The organism is Streptomyces sp. GDS52, from assembly GCF_052246875.1.
GTDB lineage: Bacteria > Actinomycetota > Actinomycetes > Streptomycetales > Streptomycetaceae > Streptomyces > Streptomyces cathayae.
In genome coordinates, this window is sequence record NZ_CM125966.1 from 5,091,308 (window position 1) to 5,106,874 (window position 15,567).

Consider the following 15,567-nt stretch of genomic DNA (forward strand, 5'->3'; position numbering starts at 1 on the left):
GATCTCGGGTGTGGTGGGGGTCGCCGGTCAGCCGTCGTGCAGCGCCCGCTTCATGATCTTCCCCATGTCGTTGCGGGGGAGCGCGGCGAGGAGGTGCAGCACCCGGGGGCGTTTGTGCGGGGCCAGACGGCGGGCGACATGGTCGGCCAACTCCCCGAGGGCGGGCGGGGTCCGGTGGTCGGCGGGGACGATCCACGCCACGATCCGCTCGCCCAGGTCGGCGTCCGGCTCCCCGGTCACCGCCGCCTCCCGGACCCCGGGGTGTTCCAGCAGCGCGTTCTCGATCTCCCCGGCACCGATCTTGTAACCCCCGCTCTTGATCAGGTCGGTGGCCTTGCGGCCGACGATCCGGACATAGCCGTCGGCGTCGCGCACCGCCATGTCACCGGTGCGGAACCAGCCGTCGGAGGTGAAGGCGTCCGCGGTGGCGTCCGGCCGGTTCAGGTACGCGGTGAACAGGTTCGGGCCGCGCACCTGGATCTCGCCCACGGTCTCCCCGTCGTACGCGGTCACCGGCGTCCCGTCCTCCTCCACCAGGCGCAGCTCCACACCCGGCAGCGGCACTCCCACGGTGCCGGGGCGGGCCTCGCCGTCCGCGCGGACGCTGGGCCGGGGGTCCGGGGGTGTCCACCGGGACGAGCACAGCATCAGTGTCTCGGTCATGCCGTACCGCTCGACGACCCGGCGCCCGGTCGCCGCCGCGATCCGCTCGTGGTCGTGCACGGGCAGCGCCGCCGACCCCGAGACCAGCAGCCGCGCCCCGGCCAGCGCCTTGACCAGCTCCGGCTCGGTGGGCAGCGCCTCCGCGACGCGGTGGTACATCGTCGGCACCCCGAACAGCATGGTCGCGCCGCCGCTCAGTTCACGGGTCACCCCCTCGGTGCTGAACCTGCCGAGGTGACGCACCGAGCCGCCGCGGCGCAGCGGGCCCAGGACGCCCAGGACCAGCCCGTGCACGTGGAACAGCGGCAGCCCGTGCACCAGGACGTCGTCGCCGGTCCACTGCCAGGCGTCGGCGAGCGCGTCCAGGGTCGAGGCGATCGCGCGGCGGGGGATGACGGCACCCTTGGGCGGGCCGGTGGTGCCGGAGGTGTAGACGACCAGGGCCGGGTCCTCGTCCCGCCCCCGGTCCTCGGGGAGGGGACGGTCGCCCGGGGCCCGGTCGGCCGGGTCGACGTCCAGGCGGGCCAGACCGTCCAGCGGGGCGGGGAGCTTCTCGCCGGGGGCGGCGAGCACCAGGTCCGGGGTGCTGTCGGACAGGATGTGGCCGAGTTCCTTCTCGCCCGACCGGGGGTTCAGGGGCACCACGGTCACCCCGGCGAGCAGTGCCGCGGTGACCGCGACCGCCGTCTCCAGGGTCGGCGTCGCCCAGACGGCGGCCCGCCGCGCCTCCCGTACGCCGCCGACCACCGCGCCGGCCGCGGCGGCGAGTTCCGCGTACGTCAGTGAGCGCTCGCCGAACCGGAGGGCGGGCCGGCCGGCGGCCGGGGCGTCGGCCGGGGCATCGGTCAGGGCCGGGAAGAGAGAGGGCACGCGTCGTACTCCTTAACCGTTCGGCTGTGCGGCCGTCGTTCCGGTTCTCGTTCCCCGGTACCGCCGCGACCACGGTTCCTCTGTACACCATCGACCGGACCGGCGGTCGGGCGGGCACGCGCCGGGCGGGTCCTAGGAGGACGTTTCGCGGAAGGCGCGGGAGTCGTCGTCGTTCGCCGGGGGCGCTGCGGGGCGGCGGCCGTCCGGGAGGAACAGCACCGAGTTGACGTAGCGCGGGCCCCGCAGCGGGCCGTAGGGCAGGATCCGGCGGAGCAGACCGTGCGAGGCGACGTGGGAGACCCTGGCCTGGTGGGCCTCCAGCGGGAAGCGGGCCAGCGGGACCCAGGAGCCGGCGGGCAGCACCCAGCCGTCGTAGCCCAGCAGGGACAGATACGTCACCACGGGCGCGATCGGCTGGATGCGGGACTCCAACTCCACGAACAGCGCCGGGCGGTCGCGGGCCAGGACGCCGGTGGCGCCGCGCAGCACCGCCGACTCGTTGCCGTCCACGTCGATCTTGATGAAGCCGACGCCCTTCAGGCCCAGTCCGTCCAGCGTGACGCAGGTGACGTCCAGGGCGTGGCCGTGGATCTCCCGGCGGACCAGGGACGACACGCCCCGGTCGCCCCCGTCGTCCGGCGGGAGCCACAGCCGGGCGACGCCGGAGCGGTCCGAGGCGGCGGCACGGACCACGCGGACGTTCGGCGGGGAGGAGGCGGTGAGCAGCCGGGCCAGGTGGGGGACCGGTTCGACGGTCACCACGCGGCGGGCGCGCCGGGCCAGCCGGTGCGTCCAGGGGCCGTACCAGCCGCCGACGTCCACGGCGGTGTCGCAGTCCGGTGGGCACAGCTCGGCGAGCCGGGCCAGTTCGGGCTCGAAGCGGGGATAGACCGCGCGGGCCGCGGCGGCCACCACCGGGGTGGGCAGGAACGGCGCCACGCGTGCCGCGAGCGTGGTCCGCGTGGTGTGCGGACGGTCGTTCCGGCCGTTCAGGTGGGTCACGGGGTCGCCCCCGGGGCGCCGGGATGCCCGGTGTGGTCTGCGGACAGGTCGCGGTCCGGCATGTCGCCCTCGGACATACGGGCGAGCAGTCTCTCGTGCTCCTCCTCCGAGACCTGTTCGCCGGAGGACGGGAGCAACTGCGGGATGTTGTCGAGGACCGGGTAGCGGCGGCGCAGGCGCGGGTTGTAGAGCGCCTCCTCGAGGTCGCCGCCCACGGCCCCGTTCCCGGCCGCGGCGGCGGAGGTGGTGAGCAGGTGCAGCGGGCCCTTGTCGAGCGGGCAGGCCAGGATCCTCAGCAGCGGGTCGTCGGGCTTCACGGTGGCGTCAACTCCTGGGTGGGGGTGGGAGATTCGGGGGCGGTGTCGTGCTTCGGCATGACCAGCAGTACGGCGACCGCGAGCACCGTGCCCGCCACCCGCAGGGCCAGCCGCAGCGGTTCGTCGGGCAGTTCCTCGCCGAACGACAGCGTGCCGAGCACCGCCGTGTACAGGCAGGTCACGGTCGTGCACACCGGAACGATCAGCGAGGCCCGGCAGCGCTGGAGCGCCGCCTGCGACAGCACCAGGCCGAACGCGCCGGTGAACAGCAGCAGATACGGGTAGGGGGAGCGCAGCAGGTCGACCAGCGCGTCGCCGATGCCGCTGGTCGTCAGATGGCTCGACACCCCCTTGATGGCGAGTGAGCTGACCCCGTAGAGCAGGCCGACGGCGACCCCGTACTCGACGCCGGTGGGCGGCATCCGGTGCGGGTGCCGGGCGCGGCGCTCGGCGTACCGGTAGAGCCACACCCCGGCCGCCAGCGACGGCACGCACACCAGCAGGATCAGCGGATACGGCGCGTCCCGGCCGACGGTGTCGGCGCCCGCGCCGCCCTCCTTCAGCGACAGCACCACCATCAGCAGCGCGAGCAGGACGGCGCCCAGCGCGTACCGCTCCCGCACGGTGGTCCGCTCGCCGAGCAGCCGCGCCGACAGCATCACCAGGAGCACCAGGCCGGAGACGAACAGGCCCTGGGCGGCGGCGATCGGCAGGGTCCGGTACACGACGAGCTGGGCGCCGAAACCGGCGGCGAGGGACAGCGCGCCGGCGATCCACAGCGGGCTGCCGAGCACCAGCCGCAGCAGCCGCACCGGCCGGTGAACCGTTACCTCGGGCAGGGCGGCGAGCGCCCGCTTCTCCAGGACGAACCCGCCGCTGTACAGGACGTTCGACACCAGGGCGGCGGCCACTCCCCACCACATCGTCCCCGGCCCCCTTACGACCGACGGGCGTGCAGCAGCAGGATCGACGCGAGCGGTGGCCGGGCACAGGCCAGTCGGTCCAGCATCCGCAGCGGACGCGGCACCCCGTGGAACGGGGCGCCTTCGAGGCGTACGACGGTGAAACCGGACGCGGCGACGAACTCCCGCAGCGCGCGGGCGGTGTAGAGCCGCAGGTGCCCCACCACCTCCGAACCCGGCCGGCCGTGGATACCGCGCAGGCTGACCTCGGAGAACACCGGCTGCACCCCGGCCAGCAGCAGCGCCCTGTTGTACCAGGCGGCCAGATTGGGGGTGGACAGCATCAGATGGCCCCCGGGACGCAGCACCCGGTGGATCTCCTCCAGGGCCGCGTCCGGGTCGACGAGATGCTCGAGCACCTCGCTGAACAGCACCGCGTCGGCCGATCCGGAGGCGAACGGCAGTCCGCCGTCGGTGAGTTCGCCGCGCACCGCGTACGGCAGCCGGGTGCGGGCCCGGGTCAGGGCGTCCTGGGACCAGTCGACGCCGACGAGCCGGTGGCCGTGCAGGAGAGGCGCGGCGGTGGCCGCGGCGGAGCCGTCGCCGCAGCCGATGTCGAGGATCGTCCGTGCGTCCCCGGTCCCGGCCGGGCCGAGCGCCCCGGCCAGCATCCGGGCCTGGCGGAGGCTGCGGGAGGGGCCCGAGGCCACGGGGACGGCGGGGTTCTCGTAGAAGTCGCGCAGGTCGCGGTGCGGCGACGCGGTGGACGCCGTGGGCGTGGTGGTCGCGGTGGTCGTGCCGGTCGTCACGGGGTCACCTCCGTGGAGTGCAGATGGTGCGCGAAGAGGTCGTGGAGGTGGGCGCCGTCCGCCTGCCCCAGCAGCGCCCGGGACCAGCGCACGGACAGATGGAGCCGGCCCGCGGTGGAGGCGGTGGTGAAGGTGAGGCCGCGCGGCATCCGCGACGGCGCCGAGAACCACACCGCGCGGGCGCTGCCCGCCTCCTCGCCGAAGTCCAGCGGGTACGGGATGCGGCCGACGTTGCTGAGCAGCGTGGTCGACAGCAGGGGCGCCGCCGCCCTGCGCAGGGCGCGGGCGAGGACCCGGCGGGCGGCGACCGGAGCCCAGGGCGCGGTCAGCAGGTCGGCCCCGTGGCCCAGTTGGGGACGGGAGAGGGACTTCAGGGCGCGGGTGCGCAGAGCGGTGCGGTGCAGCAGACCGGGCAGGTCGGAGGTGTCCAGCTCGGCGAGGGCGAAGGGGACCTCGACCAGCCGGGTGCCGTTGCCGATGGGCATCGTGGCGTCCCTGGGACGGTCGTCCACCGGCATGGTGATGCGCAACGGACGCGGGCGGGCGCCGCGTCCGCGGTTCCAGTGGGCGAGGGTCAGGGCGGTGGCGACCATGAGCTGGTCGTTGACGGTGTACGGGGCTCCCTTGGGACGGTGCGGCAGCGGGAGTTCGGAGACGATCAGCCCGTTGCCGGTGCGGTGGCCCGGGTCCGGGGTGCCGGGAGCCACCCGGGCGGGCGGCGACCAGGAGGAGGGCGCGTCCGGCGCGTCGGCCCGCGCGGGCTCGGGCCGCCGTACGGGCGGTGCGGCGGCGGAGTTGTCCCTGCCGCCGTAGATCTCGGCGGCGGTGGCCAGGACGCGCAGGCAGGCGGGGCCGTCGAGCGCGGTGTGGTTGACGGTGAGGAGCAGCGCGGCGCCCGCCCCGCCGGACTCGGTGGTCCCCGGGGCGTTCACCACCTCCAGCCGGACCGGCGGGGACGCGGTGAGCGGGGGCGCCTGGGTCAGGGTGCGGGTGCGGGCGTCGTGCAGGGCACCCGGACCCGGCGGCGCGAAGCTCACCACCTCCACGTCGGGCTCGTCGGTCAGCTCCCATTCGTAGCGGCGCCGGTACCAGGGGCCCGGGGCCTCGCGCATGAGGATGCGCGGGTGCCGGCGCAGGGCCTCCAGGAACGCCTTGCGCAGGCGGCCGGGCTCCAGTTCCCCGGGGAGGTGCACCTCGATGTGCACCGTCTCCGGTTCCTCGTCCTGGACGCAGTGCCGGGACACCTCGTCCACCACGGGGAACGGGATACGCAAGGGTGCGGTCATCCGGCCGATCCCCTTTCCGCCGGCCCGCCGCCCGCCGAGCCGTCCGCCGCCTGCGTGCGGGGAAGCCGCTGGGTGGGCTCCTCGGGGCCGGGCGGTGACGAGTGCACCGGAACGCGAGGCGGCACGGCCGTGTCGTGCCCCGCAGGGGTGTGCCCCGGACCGTCGGCGGCGCCGGGTCCGTACTCGGCCGTCCTGGTTCCGTCCGGCCGGCCGGCTTCCCAGCCGTCCTCCCGGACCGCGCGCCCGGAATCCGGTCCGCCGAGGCTCACCAGCGCCGCGAACAGGCCGGTCAGTGCCATCAGTTGGGCCAGGTGTCCGTAAGCGCCCGTGCCCGCTCCGGCCGGCTCCCCGGCTCCGAAGGCCGCCACGATCCCCGCTCCCGCGAGGGCGGCCAGCGCCACCGGTACCAGCAGGGCGGCCCTGCGCCACGCGAGCAGCGCCAGCGCCGGGACCAGCAGCGCCCACCAGCCCGCGATCACCACGCCGGCCAGTGTCAGCGCCACCGCGCCCAGCCACGGTCCGGGCGCCGGCGGTGCGGACTGCGGCGGGTCGGTGCTCTCGGTGCTCTCGGGGTTCGCGGGGTTCTCGGCCCTGCGGCGCCACAGCGCCAGCCCGATCAGCACCGCGATCCCGACGCCGCCGCCGATCAGCGCGGCGTCGTACAGCGTGGCGGGGCCGTAGGACAGCTTCACGGTGCCGCTCTCGCCCGCCGGGATCAGCCATCCCTGCTGCCAGCCGTCCAGCCGCACCGGTGTCAGTTCCTCGCCGTTCAGGGTGGCCGTCCAGCCCTTGTTGTGGTTCTCGTACATCGTGAGGTACGAGGCGGCACCCGAGCCGACCGACAGCTCGCGCCGGTCGCCCAGCCAGTCCTCGACGGTCAGCTCGCGCCCGGCCGCCGAGGCGTCCGGCACGGTGCCGCGGGTCAGGGTCAGGGCGGTGACGGTCAGCGGGCCCGCGTCACCGGCCTCGACCCGGTGCCGGCCGGCGGACAGCTCCAACGCCGTTTCGGCGACGCCTTCCTGGCAGAGCGTCACCTCGACCGGGCGCCGCTCCACCAGGTCCCCCACCGTGCCCTTGACGCCGGTCTCGTGCAGCCGGCCGTCGACGGCCAGCACCGGTCCCTCGCCGCAGGCCAGGGTGAACTCCCGGTCGGCGGACGGCTGCGGGGTGCGGTACTTGTCGAGTGCCGGGACGTAGACCTCCGTCAGGCCCACCGGCAGGTCCAGGTCCTCGCCGACGACGGGGTTGTGCAGGGTCAGCGGTGCGGTGCGGGTGATCGTGATGTCGAGCCGGTCCGTGGTGATCGCCGGGAAGCGGACCATGCCGTTGTCGTCGACGCCCGCGATCGCCGCGCCGTCCGGGGAGCTGATGTGCACCTCGGTCGGCCGGGTGGACAGGCCCCCCGCGGCCGCCAGGACGATCTCGCCGACGGGCTGCTTGCCGTCCCAGCTCAGATGGACGACCGGCCGGTCGCCCGCGATCCAGGCGGTGGTCAGGTCCCCGTCGGTGAGGTTGCGCGCGGTCAGGCCCGCGCCGAGGCGGGCGGTGGAGTCGGCGGTGGCGGTGATCCGGTTCCGCTGCTCGGGCGCCACCTCGTACAGCAGGCGGTCCAGCGCCTCACCCGGCACGGCCACCGCGCTCGCCTTGACCTCGTGGGTGCCCGCCGTGCCCGTGGTGAACAGGCGGTGCAGCCCGTTCTCGGTGCCCGTGGGGGACAGCCCGGTCGGGTCGGCCGAGCGGTGCAGCGAGACGACCTGGGCGGCGGCGGTCGACTTCTCCGAGTCGGTGGGCAGCCGCAGCAGCCTGGTCACCCGCACATCCGGCAGGTCGATCTCGGAGAAGCCCGCGCCGCCCAGACCGCTGTGCCGCGAGACCGAGTCGACGATCGTCAGCTTCATCCAACGCGTCTCACCCGCGGGCGCCTTGACGTCCTGCTTGGTTCCGTTCGCCTGGAGGAAACTGGTCTTCGCACCCCGCTCCGTCTCCACCCGCACCCTGGTCGCCGCCGCCCGCACACCGTCCTGCGGCAGCGGGATGACGCCGAGGGAGTCCGGCATGTCGTAGCCGTCCTCGAAGGCGATCCGCAGCCACTGCCCGTCCGGCGAGCCGGCCGAGCCCTCCGCCCAGGCCGTGTCCGGGTTGCCGTCGAAGGCGTTCACCGGGTCGTACTGCGGCAGATGGAACAGCCAGTTGCCGTACGAGGACGCCGACACCGAGCGGGCGCCGCGCAGTTCGGCCACCGTCTGGTGCTTCAGGCCCTCCTTGGGAAGGATCTGGTGCGGCCGCTCACCCGCGTCCTGCACGGCGTCGGGCGCGTTGCGCTCGTCCGGGGTGTACGTGTACGACGTGTTGGAGTTGACCAGGCCGAACCGGGTGTCCGCGTACCGCATCCCGTCGCCGGTCACCTGCACCGGCGGGGTGCCGAGCCCGGGGTGGCCGTCGCCGGTCAGCACGGCCGGCCGGCCGCGCAGTCCGCCGGCCAGCGGCAGCAGCGCCTCCGGGCCGCCGGAGACCACGGCGGTGTCGGCGACCGGGGCCAGCGAGGCCTGCCCCGGACGCCGGACGTCCGCGCCGGTCGGGCGGTAGATCTCCACCGCCCGCTGCTGCGGGTACAGCCCCTCGACCTGGAGCGGGGTGCCGTTCGCGATCACTCCGCCGGTCGAGACCGGGCCGAGTCCGGTGACCCGCTCGTACCCGGACTGTGTCAGGGTGCGCTTGACCGTCGCGGTCGGCACCTGCCCGACCTGGTCGGGGTCGAGGTCGTTGCGGACGACCACGTAGTACAGGCCCGCCCGGCTCAAGTAGTCGGCGAGTCCGGGGACTTCGGCGCCGGTCAGCAGGGCCTGCTCGACCGCGTCCATGGCCCGCCGGTTGCCCGGGGTGCCGAACGGCACGTAATCGCGTTGCGCCCAGCGGGAGCCGGCGACCACGTCCAGCGGCTGGTCGATGGTCGAGCCCCAGGTGTGGATGCCGTGCGCGGTCGCCGGCACCACGAGGGCCCGGGAGTCGGGGGAGTGCTCCTCCAGCCAGTCGGCCGTGGCCTGCCAGTACGTGGGGATCTCCCGGAACGAACCCGGGCCGAGGATCGACCCGTTGAGGTACGGCCACATCAGCCCCGGCAGGACCAGCACCGCGGCGACCAGCGGCGCGAAGCGCCCGCCCCGCGCCCGGCGCCGGACCCCGTGCGCACCCTCGGCCGTCCGGGACCGCGAGGCCGTCCGGGACCGCGCGGCCGTGCCCACCAGGTGGGCCAGGCCCAGCACCAGGGCGAGCGCCAGGCCCGTCTGGAACTTGTAGATGTTGCGGAACGGCGCCAACGGGCCGTCCAGCCAGTCCTGCACCGCCGAGTGGAACGGGGCGCCGAACGCGCCGCCGTACCCGGCGAGCAGCACCAGTGTCGTCACCAGCACCGTCAGCACCAGCCAGCGCCGCTCCGGCAGGTCCCGCCGGGCCAGCCCGGCCAGGCCCAGACCGGCCGCGAGCGCCGAGCAGACGATCACGAGCACCGAGGAGGCGACCGTCCAGCCCGCGGGCAGCCACGCCTCACCGAAGTTCAGGTACCCCACCCAGTTCCCGGCCCCGCGCAGCGCCTCGGTGGCCGACATGGTGTCGGTCGTGGTCCGCGCGGTCTCGATGTAGGGCAGGAAGTTCTCGCCGTACACGCCGAGCAGCAGCAGCGGGATCCACCACCAGGCGGTCGCCACCGCGACCGCGGGCGCCCACCAGGCGATCAGCTTCCACCGGCGCGGCCCCGGCGGCCGGGACAGCAGGTACAGGCCCACGGGCAGCAGCGACGCCAGCGTCGAGGCCGCGTTGACCCCGCCCATGAACGGGACCAGCAGCGCCGAACGCAACGCCGCGACCCGGGGCGTGTACCGCTGGTCCGTCAGCGGCAGCAGCACCCACGGCAGCAGCGCGCCCGGCAGGGCGGCGGCCGACGTCGAGCCGATCACCGTCGTGAACAGCGGCCACAGCGCGTACGCCGTCGCCGCGAGCAGCCGGGAGGCCCCGTTGCCCACGCGCAGCCGTTCCGCGAGGCGCAGCGCGCCCCAGAACGCGACCGACACGATCAGCGACAGCCACAGCCGCTCCGCCAGCCACACCGGGAGCCGCACCAGGTCGGCCAGCCAGTAGAACGGCAGCATCGGCCACAGGTAGCCGACGTACTGGTTGTGGACCCCGCCGAACGACCCCTGGTCCTGCCAGAGCTGGCCCAGGTCGGCCAGGAACCGGCCCGGGTCGACGGTGACGCCCAGCTTGGTGTCGAAGGTCTGCCGCCCCGGCTGCACCGCCAGGAGGAGGGCGAACACCACCGCCCAGAAGCCCAGCAGCCAGCGCCGCGACCGCGGGCCCCGGGGTGGGTCCGCGGCGGTCGCGGTGCGGGGGACGGCTGCCGGAGGGGGAGCCTGGACCGTGGTCGTCATTCGGGACACCGCCGGAGGATGAGGAGAAGGTTCCACGTAGCGAACTCACGCAGGCCGGGTACCTTGACCACGGCCTCGGTGAGGAACGGCCAGTAACGGGAGCGCGCCGAGACGATGCGTACGTCGGCGCGGTCGCGTACCTGCCGCAGGGTGGTGCCGATGTGCACCGGGAAGAGGTTCTCGCCGAGCGTGTGCTTGGCGGGCCTGCCGGTGCGGCGCCGGTAGCGGGCGCGGGCCCGCTCGGCGCCGAGGTAGTGCCACGGGGCCCATTCGTGCCCGCCCCACGGCGACAGCCAGTTGGTGAACGACACGTAGACGAGCCCGCCCGGCCGGGTGACCCGGACCAGTTCGCTGAGGAAGGTCTGCGGATCGGCCACGTGCTCCAGGACGTTGGACGAGAACGTCACGTCCGCGGCCCCGTCGCGCAGCGGCAGCAGATAGCCGTCCGCGAGGACGGTCCCCTCGGGCGGTCTCCCGGCCAGCTCCCGCGGATCCGGCTCGAAGAGGAAGGCGTCCGCGCCGCGGCGGCGGAACTCCTCGGTGAAGTGCCCGCCGCCACCGCCTACGTCGACCACGACACGGCCCGTGACGGGCCCGTCGTACGCCTCGACCTGGTCGGCGGCGTCCCGGGCGAGCAGCGCGTAGCAGGCGTCGGGGTCGTCCTGCTCCCGCATGAAGGCGCGGAACAGGGCGAGGGAACGGCGCGGGGAGGGGTCCTTCGGTACGCCGGCCCTGCCTCTGCCGCTCATGTCCTCGCCGCTCCTGTCTCTGCCGCCCGGCCCTGCTTCGGTCATGCCCCTGTCAGTCATATGTCTGCCGTTCATGGCCGGTGACTTCGCACCGCCTCCGCCGCCACCGCGCCGAACTGCCGCACCGTGCGGCTCCAGCGGAAACGGGCGGCGTGGTTCCCGGCCGCCTCGCCCATCAGTTCCCGGCGGGCACCGGACAGGGCGAGCGTGCACCAGGCGGCCGCGAACGAGGACTCGCCGCGGGCCAGCACGCCGGTCTCGCCGTCCACCACGGAATCCCTGAGCCCGGGTACGTCGAAGGCGACGGTCGGGGTCCCGCGGGTGGCCGCCTCCGTGACGACCAGCCCCCACCCCTCCACCGCGGAGGGGTGCAGCAACAGCCAGGCCGCGCACAGCAGACGGTGCTTCTCCGCCTCGGAGACGTGTCCGGTGAACTCGACACCGGGACCGGCGAGGCGTTCGAGGCGTTCCCGTTCGGGGCCGTCGCCGACGATCACCAGCCGGCCGCCGGTGACCGGCCGCACCCGTTCCCACAGCCGGAGCAGCAGATCGATCCGCTTGTACTCGACGAGCCGTCCCACCGCCACGAAGAGCGGCTCCGGAGAGCGCCCGGTGCGCGGACCGGGTTCCTCCACACCGTTGTGCACCACCCTGATCCGCTCGCGGGGCACGCCGATCCCGTGCAGCGCGTCCGCGGTCGACGGGGAGACGGCGACCAGCAGCCCGTGCCGCCGGGCGCCGGTCAGCGCCCAGTGCTCGAGCCTGCGCCCGATCCGCGCGGCCGGGGCCAGCGGACCGCCGAACCGCATCCGCCACAGGTCGGTGTGCACATGGTTGACCAGGCACAGCGTCGGCCCGCGGTGCCACATCGGCGCCAGGTACGGCATGCCGTTGCAGACCTCGACCAGCAGATCGCAGTCGCCGACCCGGCGGGCGAAGGCGGAACGGGCCCGCAGGAAGTGACTGTAGGCACCGCCCGCCGACACCACGCGGTAGTCGCGGACGGGGGTCGCCGGGCCCCCGCACAGCAGGGTGACCTGGTGGCCCATGCGGCTCAGGCCGTCGGCGAGCCGGTCGACCAGCAACTCGGAGCCACCGGCCGAGGGGTTGTCCAGGTCGCGGTGGGCGAGGAAGACGATCCGGCGGGGGCCGGGGGGCACCTCCACAAGCGACTGCGGCACGCCGGGGAGCGCGGCGCGGCGGGGGTTCCCCCGTTCGAGAGGAGCAGGGAGCGGGGGAGAGGACGGTACGTGCTGGGGCATCGGTGCTCCAACTCGTCTTGGGGTCATGCGTGGGGTACGCGGGACACGTGCGGATCGGACCGGGGTGCGCGGCGCGGGCGGTGCTGCCGAGCGCGGGCGGCATCGAAGGTCCGGAGTTCGGGGGTACGGGGAGTGTCGGAGGTGCGGGGGAGTTCGGGGGTACGGGGAGTGTCGGAGGTGCGGGGGAGTTCGGGGGTACGGGGAGTGTCGGAGGTGCGGGGGAGTTCGGAGGTACGGGAAGTTCGGCGATACGGGGAGCGTCACGAGGCGCAGGGGGTGCGGAACGTGGTGGCGCGGAACGGGGCGGAATTCGGACGGGCAGGGCGGCGTCGGCAGGAACTCGAATGCCTCGGGAGAGCACGCGGGCTCCCCCTGGGCGTGGACTGTGTGTGGCGTGTGCGCGGGGTGGGGATGGACAGTTTTCGCCCAGACGTCCCCCAGGGCTACTCACCGGGATGACAATTTCGATCCCGGTCGACTCGCACGTCACTTCGGTTCGTGAGTGTCTACCGAGCAGTACCGGGCAAACCGGGACGTTCGTCTTCCTTCCGTCCACGTGCCACCAGAATCCCGCCGGTCACCGCGAGCACGAATCCCGCCACGCCCGCGCCGGCCGGAAGGGTCTGCCCCACCATGCGCAGCTGCCCGCTGTCGCGCTTCGCCTGCCGCACGGCCTCCTTCTGCGTCCCGGTCGTGAACGCGAGCTTCTCCGCGTCCAGCAGCACCGCCGCGTCCTCGTCCCCGCCCGGCGCCCGCAGGGTACGCCGCGGGCCGGTCTGCGCATAGATCACCCGGCCGGTGGCCTGGTCCACGACCAGCTCGAGGCCGTGGTTGGCGTACCACTCCTCGGCCAGCACCTGCGGGCGGTCCGGCGCGTCCACGAGGGAGCCCGGCACCAGCCGGGTGCCGGTCTTCGTCGCCGGCACCGAGGCGGTGAACCGGTACCCCGTGTACCCCTGGACCTTCTCGGTGCCCCGGTAGCGCATCACGACCGTGTCGCCGAGGGTGTTGTCCCACCACTGGTAGGAGCGTTTCTGCACGTCGAAGGGGAACTTGAGGTACGCCTCGCCCTCGATGCGGGGCTTCTCCTCGCAGCAGTGGACCGGCTTCGTGGTCCGGCGGTCCAGCACCCAGCGGTGCGGGGAGAAGTCCAGCGCGTCGTGCGGGTCGGCGGCCGGCAGCGAGGCGTCGGTGTCCACCGTGGTGATCACGTCCCACACGGCGTTCCCGCTGTCCACGCTCTCCTCGACGTTCCCGCGCACCCGCTGGGTGACGGTGATCGCCTGACCCGGCACGGTCTCGACCCGGTCGAGGTCGAACACACTGCCCCGGCCGGTGTAGACGGCGGTGGTGTCGATGTCGATCGGGTTCACCGCGGCACGTGGCTGCACGTACCAGGCCAGCAGGGGGGCCAGTACCAGCAGAAACGTTCCGAGACCGAGCACGACCAGGGAAAAGGGGGAGGCTGTACGGCGCATCCGGGCACTCCAGAGGCTTGGGACGGATCGGCGCTGACAGGCCGGATCCGTAGAGGAAAACGCGCGTGCGAGAGGGGCGGAGCCATCCGGCACCCCCTGCGGGCCGGGACCGAACTCCCTCTGGGCCGGGAACCGTAAACGCCCCTTGACGGAGTGTCAATGCACACTCGACACTGGGGGGCGACGGACAAGGGTGGCGGAACGCGCTTTCGGGGGGTGGGGAATCCTCCGACCAGAGAGGCTGACCCTGAGATGTCCAGACTGCTCGCCGCCGCGCTGACGGTCGTGCTCGCCTCGGCCCTCGCCGTGGGCGCGGCCCTGGGCGTGGTCGCGCTGCTCGACGCCGCCCCCGACCAGCCGAACACGCCGTTGATCACCTATGAGCACGCCGGTCAGGGAGCCGACGGGTGACGGCGGCCGTCACCGTCCCGGCCCGCTCCGCCTGGCGCGACGTCCCGCGCTCCCAGGTGCACCGGTTCGCCGAGATCGCCCTGGCCGAGGCACCGGCGCTCGCCGAGGAGATCATGGGCGAGATCCAGCGCGAGTACCCCGAACTCCCCGTCGTGCTCGACGAGTCCGGCGAACCGATGGCACTCATCGGCATCCGCCGCGCCATCGAGGTGTTCGTGCGGCACCTGGAGCACGCCGACTACTCGGCGGGCCGTCCCACGGCACCGCCCGGACTGTTCCACGACTTCGGGCGCGGTGAGGGCCTGCACGGACGGTCGCTGGACTCGCTCCAGGCGATCTACCGGCTCGGGGTCCGCATGGCCTGGCGGCGGCTCGCCGAGATCGGCCAGCGCATCGACATCCCGCCGCCCGCGATGTACGAACTCGCCGACGCGGGCTACGCGTACCTGGACGGACTGGTCGACCAGTCCGTCCGCGGCTACGCCGAGGCCGCCGCCCGGCAGGCGGGCGAACGGCTGCGGCTGCAGCGCCGGCTGATGGAGCTCCTGCTCACCGAGCACCACCGGGGCGATCCGGCCGAGGCGCTCGCCGAGCGGGCCGCCCGCATCGGCTGGCCGCTGCCCGGGAAGGTCGCGGTGGGCGTCCTGCGGCGCCCCGCCCGGGAGGCGGTGGCGCCCGCCGTGGGGCCGGAGGTGCTGCTCGACATGGAGTACGAGCAGCCCCGCATGATCGTCCCCGAACCGGACGCGGCCGGCCGCCCCGAACTGCTGCACCGCGCGCTCACCGGCTGGTCCGGCGCGATCGGGCCGCCGGTGCCGCCGGCCGACGCGGCGAAGTCGCTGCGCTGGGCCGAGGCGGCCCTGCTCCTGATGGAGCGCGGGCTGCTGCCCGCCGACGAGGTGCTGGACTGCACCCGGCACACCCAGGCGCTGGTGCTGCTCCAGCCCGAGGAACTCATCGACGACCTCGCGCTCAAGTGCCTCGCCCCGCTGGCCCACTGCACCCCCGCGAACGGGCGGCGGCTCGCCGAGACGCTGCTGGCCTGGCTGGAGACCCGGGGCGGCGCACCCGAGGTGGCGGCCCGGCTCGGCGTGCACCCGCAGACCGTCCGCTACCGGCTGCGGCAGATCCGCGAACTGTGGGGCGACGAGATCGACGACCCGGACCGCCGCTTCGAACTGGAACTGGTCCTGCGCGCCCAGCGGCTCCGCGGCGAACTGGGCGAACCCCGACCCCGGGGATGACCGGCGGTACCCGACGGCGCCCGGTGGGACCACGACCCCGCCGGGTGCCGTGGGCCATTGCCCGGGGTAGTCCGGATGGCTAGCCTGTGTTCGTCATTCCGGTCGCCTGTTGATATCTCGAACAGGCCGAGACAGACAGGGAGGGGGCCG

Annotated in this window: 12 protein-coding genes; 2 read left to right on the top strand and 10 right to left on the bottom strand. The window is 74.1% G+C overall.

Annotated elements, in window-relative coordinates:
• Positions 1 to 27 precede the first annotated feature (27 nt).
• The 10 genes from ACTWJ9_RS23185 to ACTWJ9_RS23230 form a co-directional block, all read right to left on the bottom strand.
• Complete coding sequence (locus ACTWJ9_RS23185) at positions 28 to 1,533, bottom strand: acyl-CoA synthetase (RefSeq protein ID WP_279336190.1); 1,506 nt, start codon at positions 1,531 to 1,533, stop codon at positions 28 to 30.
• 132 nt (positions 1,534 to 1,665) lie between these two features.
• Positions 1,666 to 2,445 (bottom strand): FkbM family methyltransferase, encoded by a 780-nt coding sequence (locus ACTWJ9_RS23190; protein WP_279338063.1) that lies wholly within the window; start codon positions 2,443 to 2,445, stop codon positions 1,666 to 1,668.
• Between the two features lie 86 nt (positions 2,446 to 2,531).
• Positions 2,532 to 2,852: a Trm112 family protein gene (locus ACTWJ9_RS23195; protein WP_279336191.1), complete on the bottom strand. Its 321-nt coding sequence runs from the start codon at positions 2,850 to 2,852 to the stop codon at positions 2,532 to 2,534.
• Positions 2,849 to 3,763 carry a DMT family transporter gene (locus ACTWJ9_RS23200; RefSeq protein ID WP_279338064.1) on the bottom strand — a complete coding sequence of 305 codons (915 nt, stop codon included), beginning with the start codon at positions 3,761 to 3,763 and terminating at the stop codon, positions 2,849 to 2,851. Before ACTWJ9_RS23200 ends, ACTWJ9_RS23195 begins: the two co-directional genes overlap by 4 nt.
• Before the next feature lie 26 nt (positions 3,764 to 3,789).
• Complete coding sequence (locus ACTWJ9_RS23205) at positions 3,790 to 4,563, bottom strand: class I SAM-dependent methyltransferase (protein ID WP_443294723.1); 774 nt, start codon at positions 4,561 to 4,563, stop codon at positions 3,790 to 3,792.
• A complete protein-coding gene (locus ACTWJ9_RS23210) occupies positions 4,560 to 5,849 on the bottom strand; it encodes a condensation protein (protein ID WP_279336192.1) in 1,290 nt (429 codons plus the stop codon). Before ACTWJ9_RS23210 ends, ACTWJ9_RS23205 begins: the two co-directional genes overlap by 4 nt.
• Positions 5,846 to 10,273, bottom strand: coding sequence for an alpha-(1->3)-arabinofuranosyltransferase domain-containing protein (locus tag ACTWJ9_RS23215; RefSeq protein ID WP_279336193.1), 4,428 nt, complete (start codon positions 10,271 to 10,273; stop codon positions 5,846 to 5,848). The genes ACTWJ9_RS23210 and ACTWJ9_RS23215 overlap by 4 nt, the downstream gene beginning before the upstream one ends.
• Entirely contained in the window at positions 10,270 to 11,022 is a 753-nt protein-coding gene (locus ACTWJ9_RS23220; protein ID WP_279336194.1) for a class I SAM-dependent methyltransferase, read from the bottom strand. Before ACTWJ9_RS23220 ends, ACTWJ9_RS23215 begins: the two co-directional genes overlap by 4 nt.
• A gap of 71 nt (positions 11,023 to 11,093) precedes the next feature.
• Complete coding sequence (locus ACTWJ9_RS23225; RefSeq protein ID WP_279336195.1) at positions 11,094 to 12,284, bottom strand: glycosyltransferase family 4 protein; 1,191 nt, start codon at positions 12,282 to 12,284, stop codon at positions 11,094 to 11,096.
• Positions 12,285 to 12,790: 506 nt separating this feature from the next.
• Entirely contained in the window at positions 12,791 to 13,762 is a 972-nt protein-coding gene (locus ACTWJ9_RS23230; protein WP_279336196.1) for a DUF3068 domain-containing protein, read from the bottom strand.
• 252 nt (positions 13,763 to 14,014) lie between these two features.
• Here ACTWJ9_RS23230 and ACTWJ9_RS23235 point away from each other — a divergent pair, with 252 nt between their 5' ends.
• Together ACTWJ9_RS23235 and ACTWJ9_RS23240 are read left to right on the top strand one after the other, a co-directional pair.
• Positions 14,015 to 14,173, top strand: a complete 159-nt coding sequence (locus tag ACTWJ9_RS23235) for a hypothetical protein (protein ID WP_387039250.1) — start codon at positions 14,015 to 14,017, stop codon at positions 14,171 to 14,173.
• Positions 14,170 to 15,417, top strand: a complete 1,248-nt coding sequence (locus tag ACTWJ9_RS23240; protein WP_279336198.1) for a helix-turn-helix domain-containing protein — start codon at positions 14,170 to 14,172, stop codon at positions 15,415 to 15,417. The genes ACTWJ9_RS23235 and ACTWJ9_RS23240 overlap by 4 nt, the downstream gene beginning before the upstream one ends.
• Positions 15,418 to 15,567 lie beyond the last annotated feature (150 nt).

Bases quoted from the DNA above. Each gene is read 5' to 3' on its own strand.
- ACTWJ9_RS23215 (WP_279336193.1), bottom strand. From the start codon at position 10,273: ATGACGACCACGGTCCAGGCTCCCCCTCCGGCAGCCGTCCCCCGCACC.
- ACTWJ9_RS23210 (WP_279336192.1), bottom strand. From the start codon at position 5,849: ATGACCGCACCCTTGCGTATCCCGTTCCCCGTGGTGGACGAGGTGTCC.
- ACTWJ9_RS23230 (WP_279336196.1), bottom strand. From the start codon at position 13,762: ATGCGCCGTACAGCCTCCCCCTTTTCCCTGGTCGTGCTCGGTCTCGGA.
- ACTWJ9_RS23235 (WP_387039250.1), top strand. From the start codon at position 14,015: ATGTCCAGACTGCTCGCCGCCGCGCTGACGGTCGTGCTCGCCTCGGCC.
- ACTWJ9_RS23220 (WP_279336194.1), bottom strand. From the start codon at position 11,022: ATGAGCGGCAGAGGCAGGGCCGGCGTACCGAAGGACCCCTCCCCGCGC.
- ACTWJ9_RS23225 (WP_279336195.1), bottom strand. From the start codon at position 12,284: ATGCCCCAGCACGTACCGTCCTCTCCCCCGCTCCCTGCTCCTCTCGAA.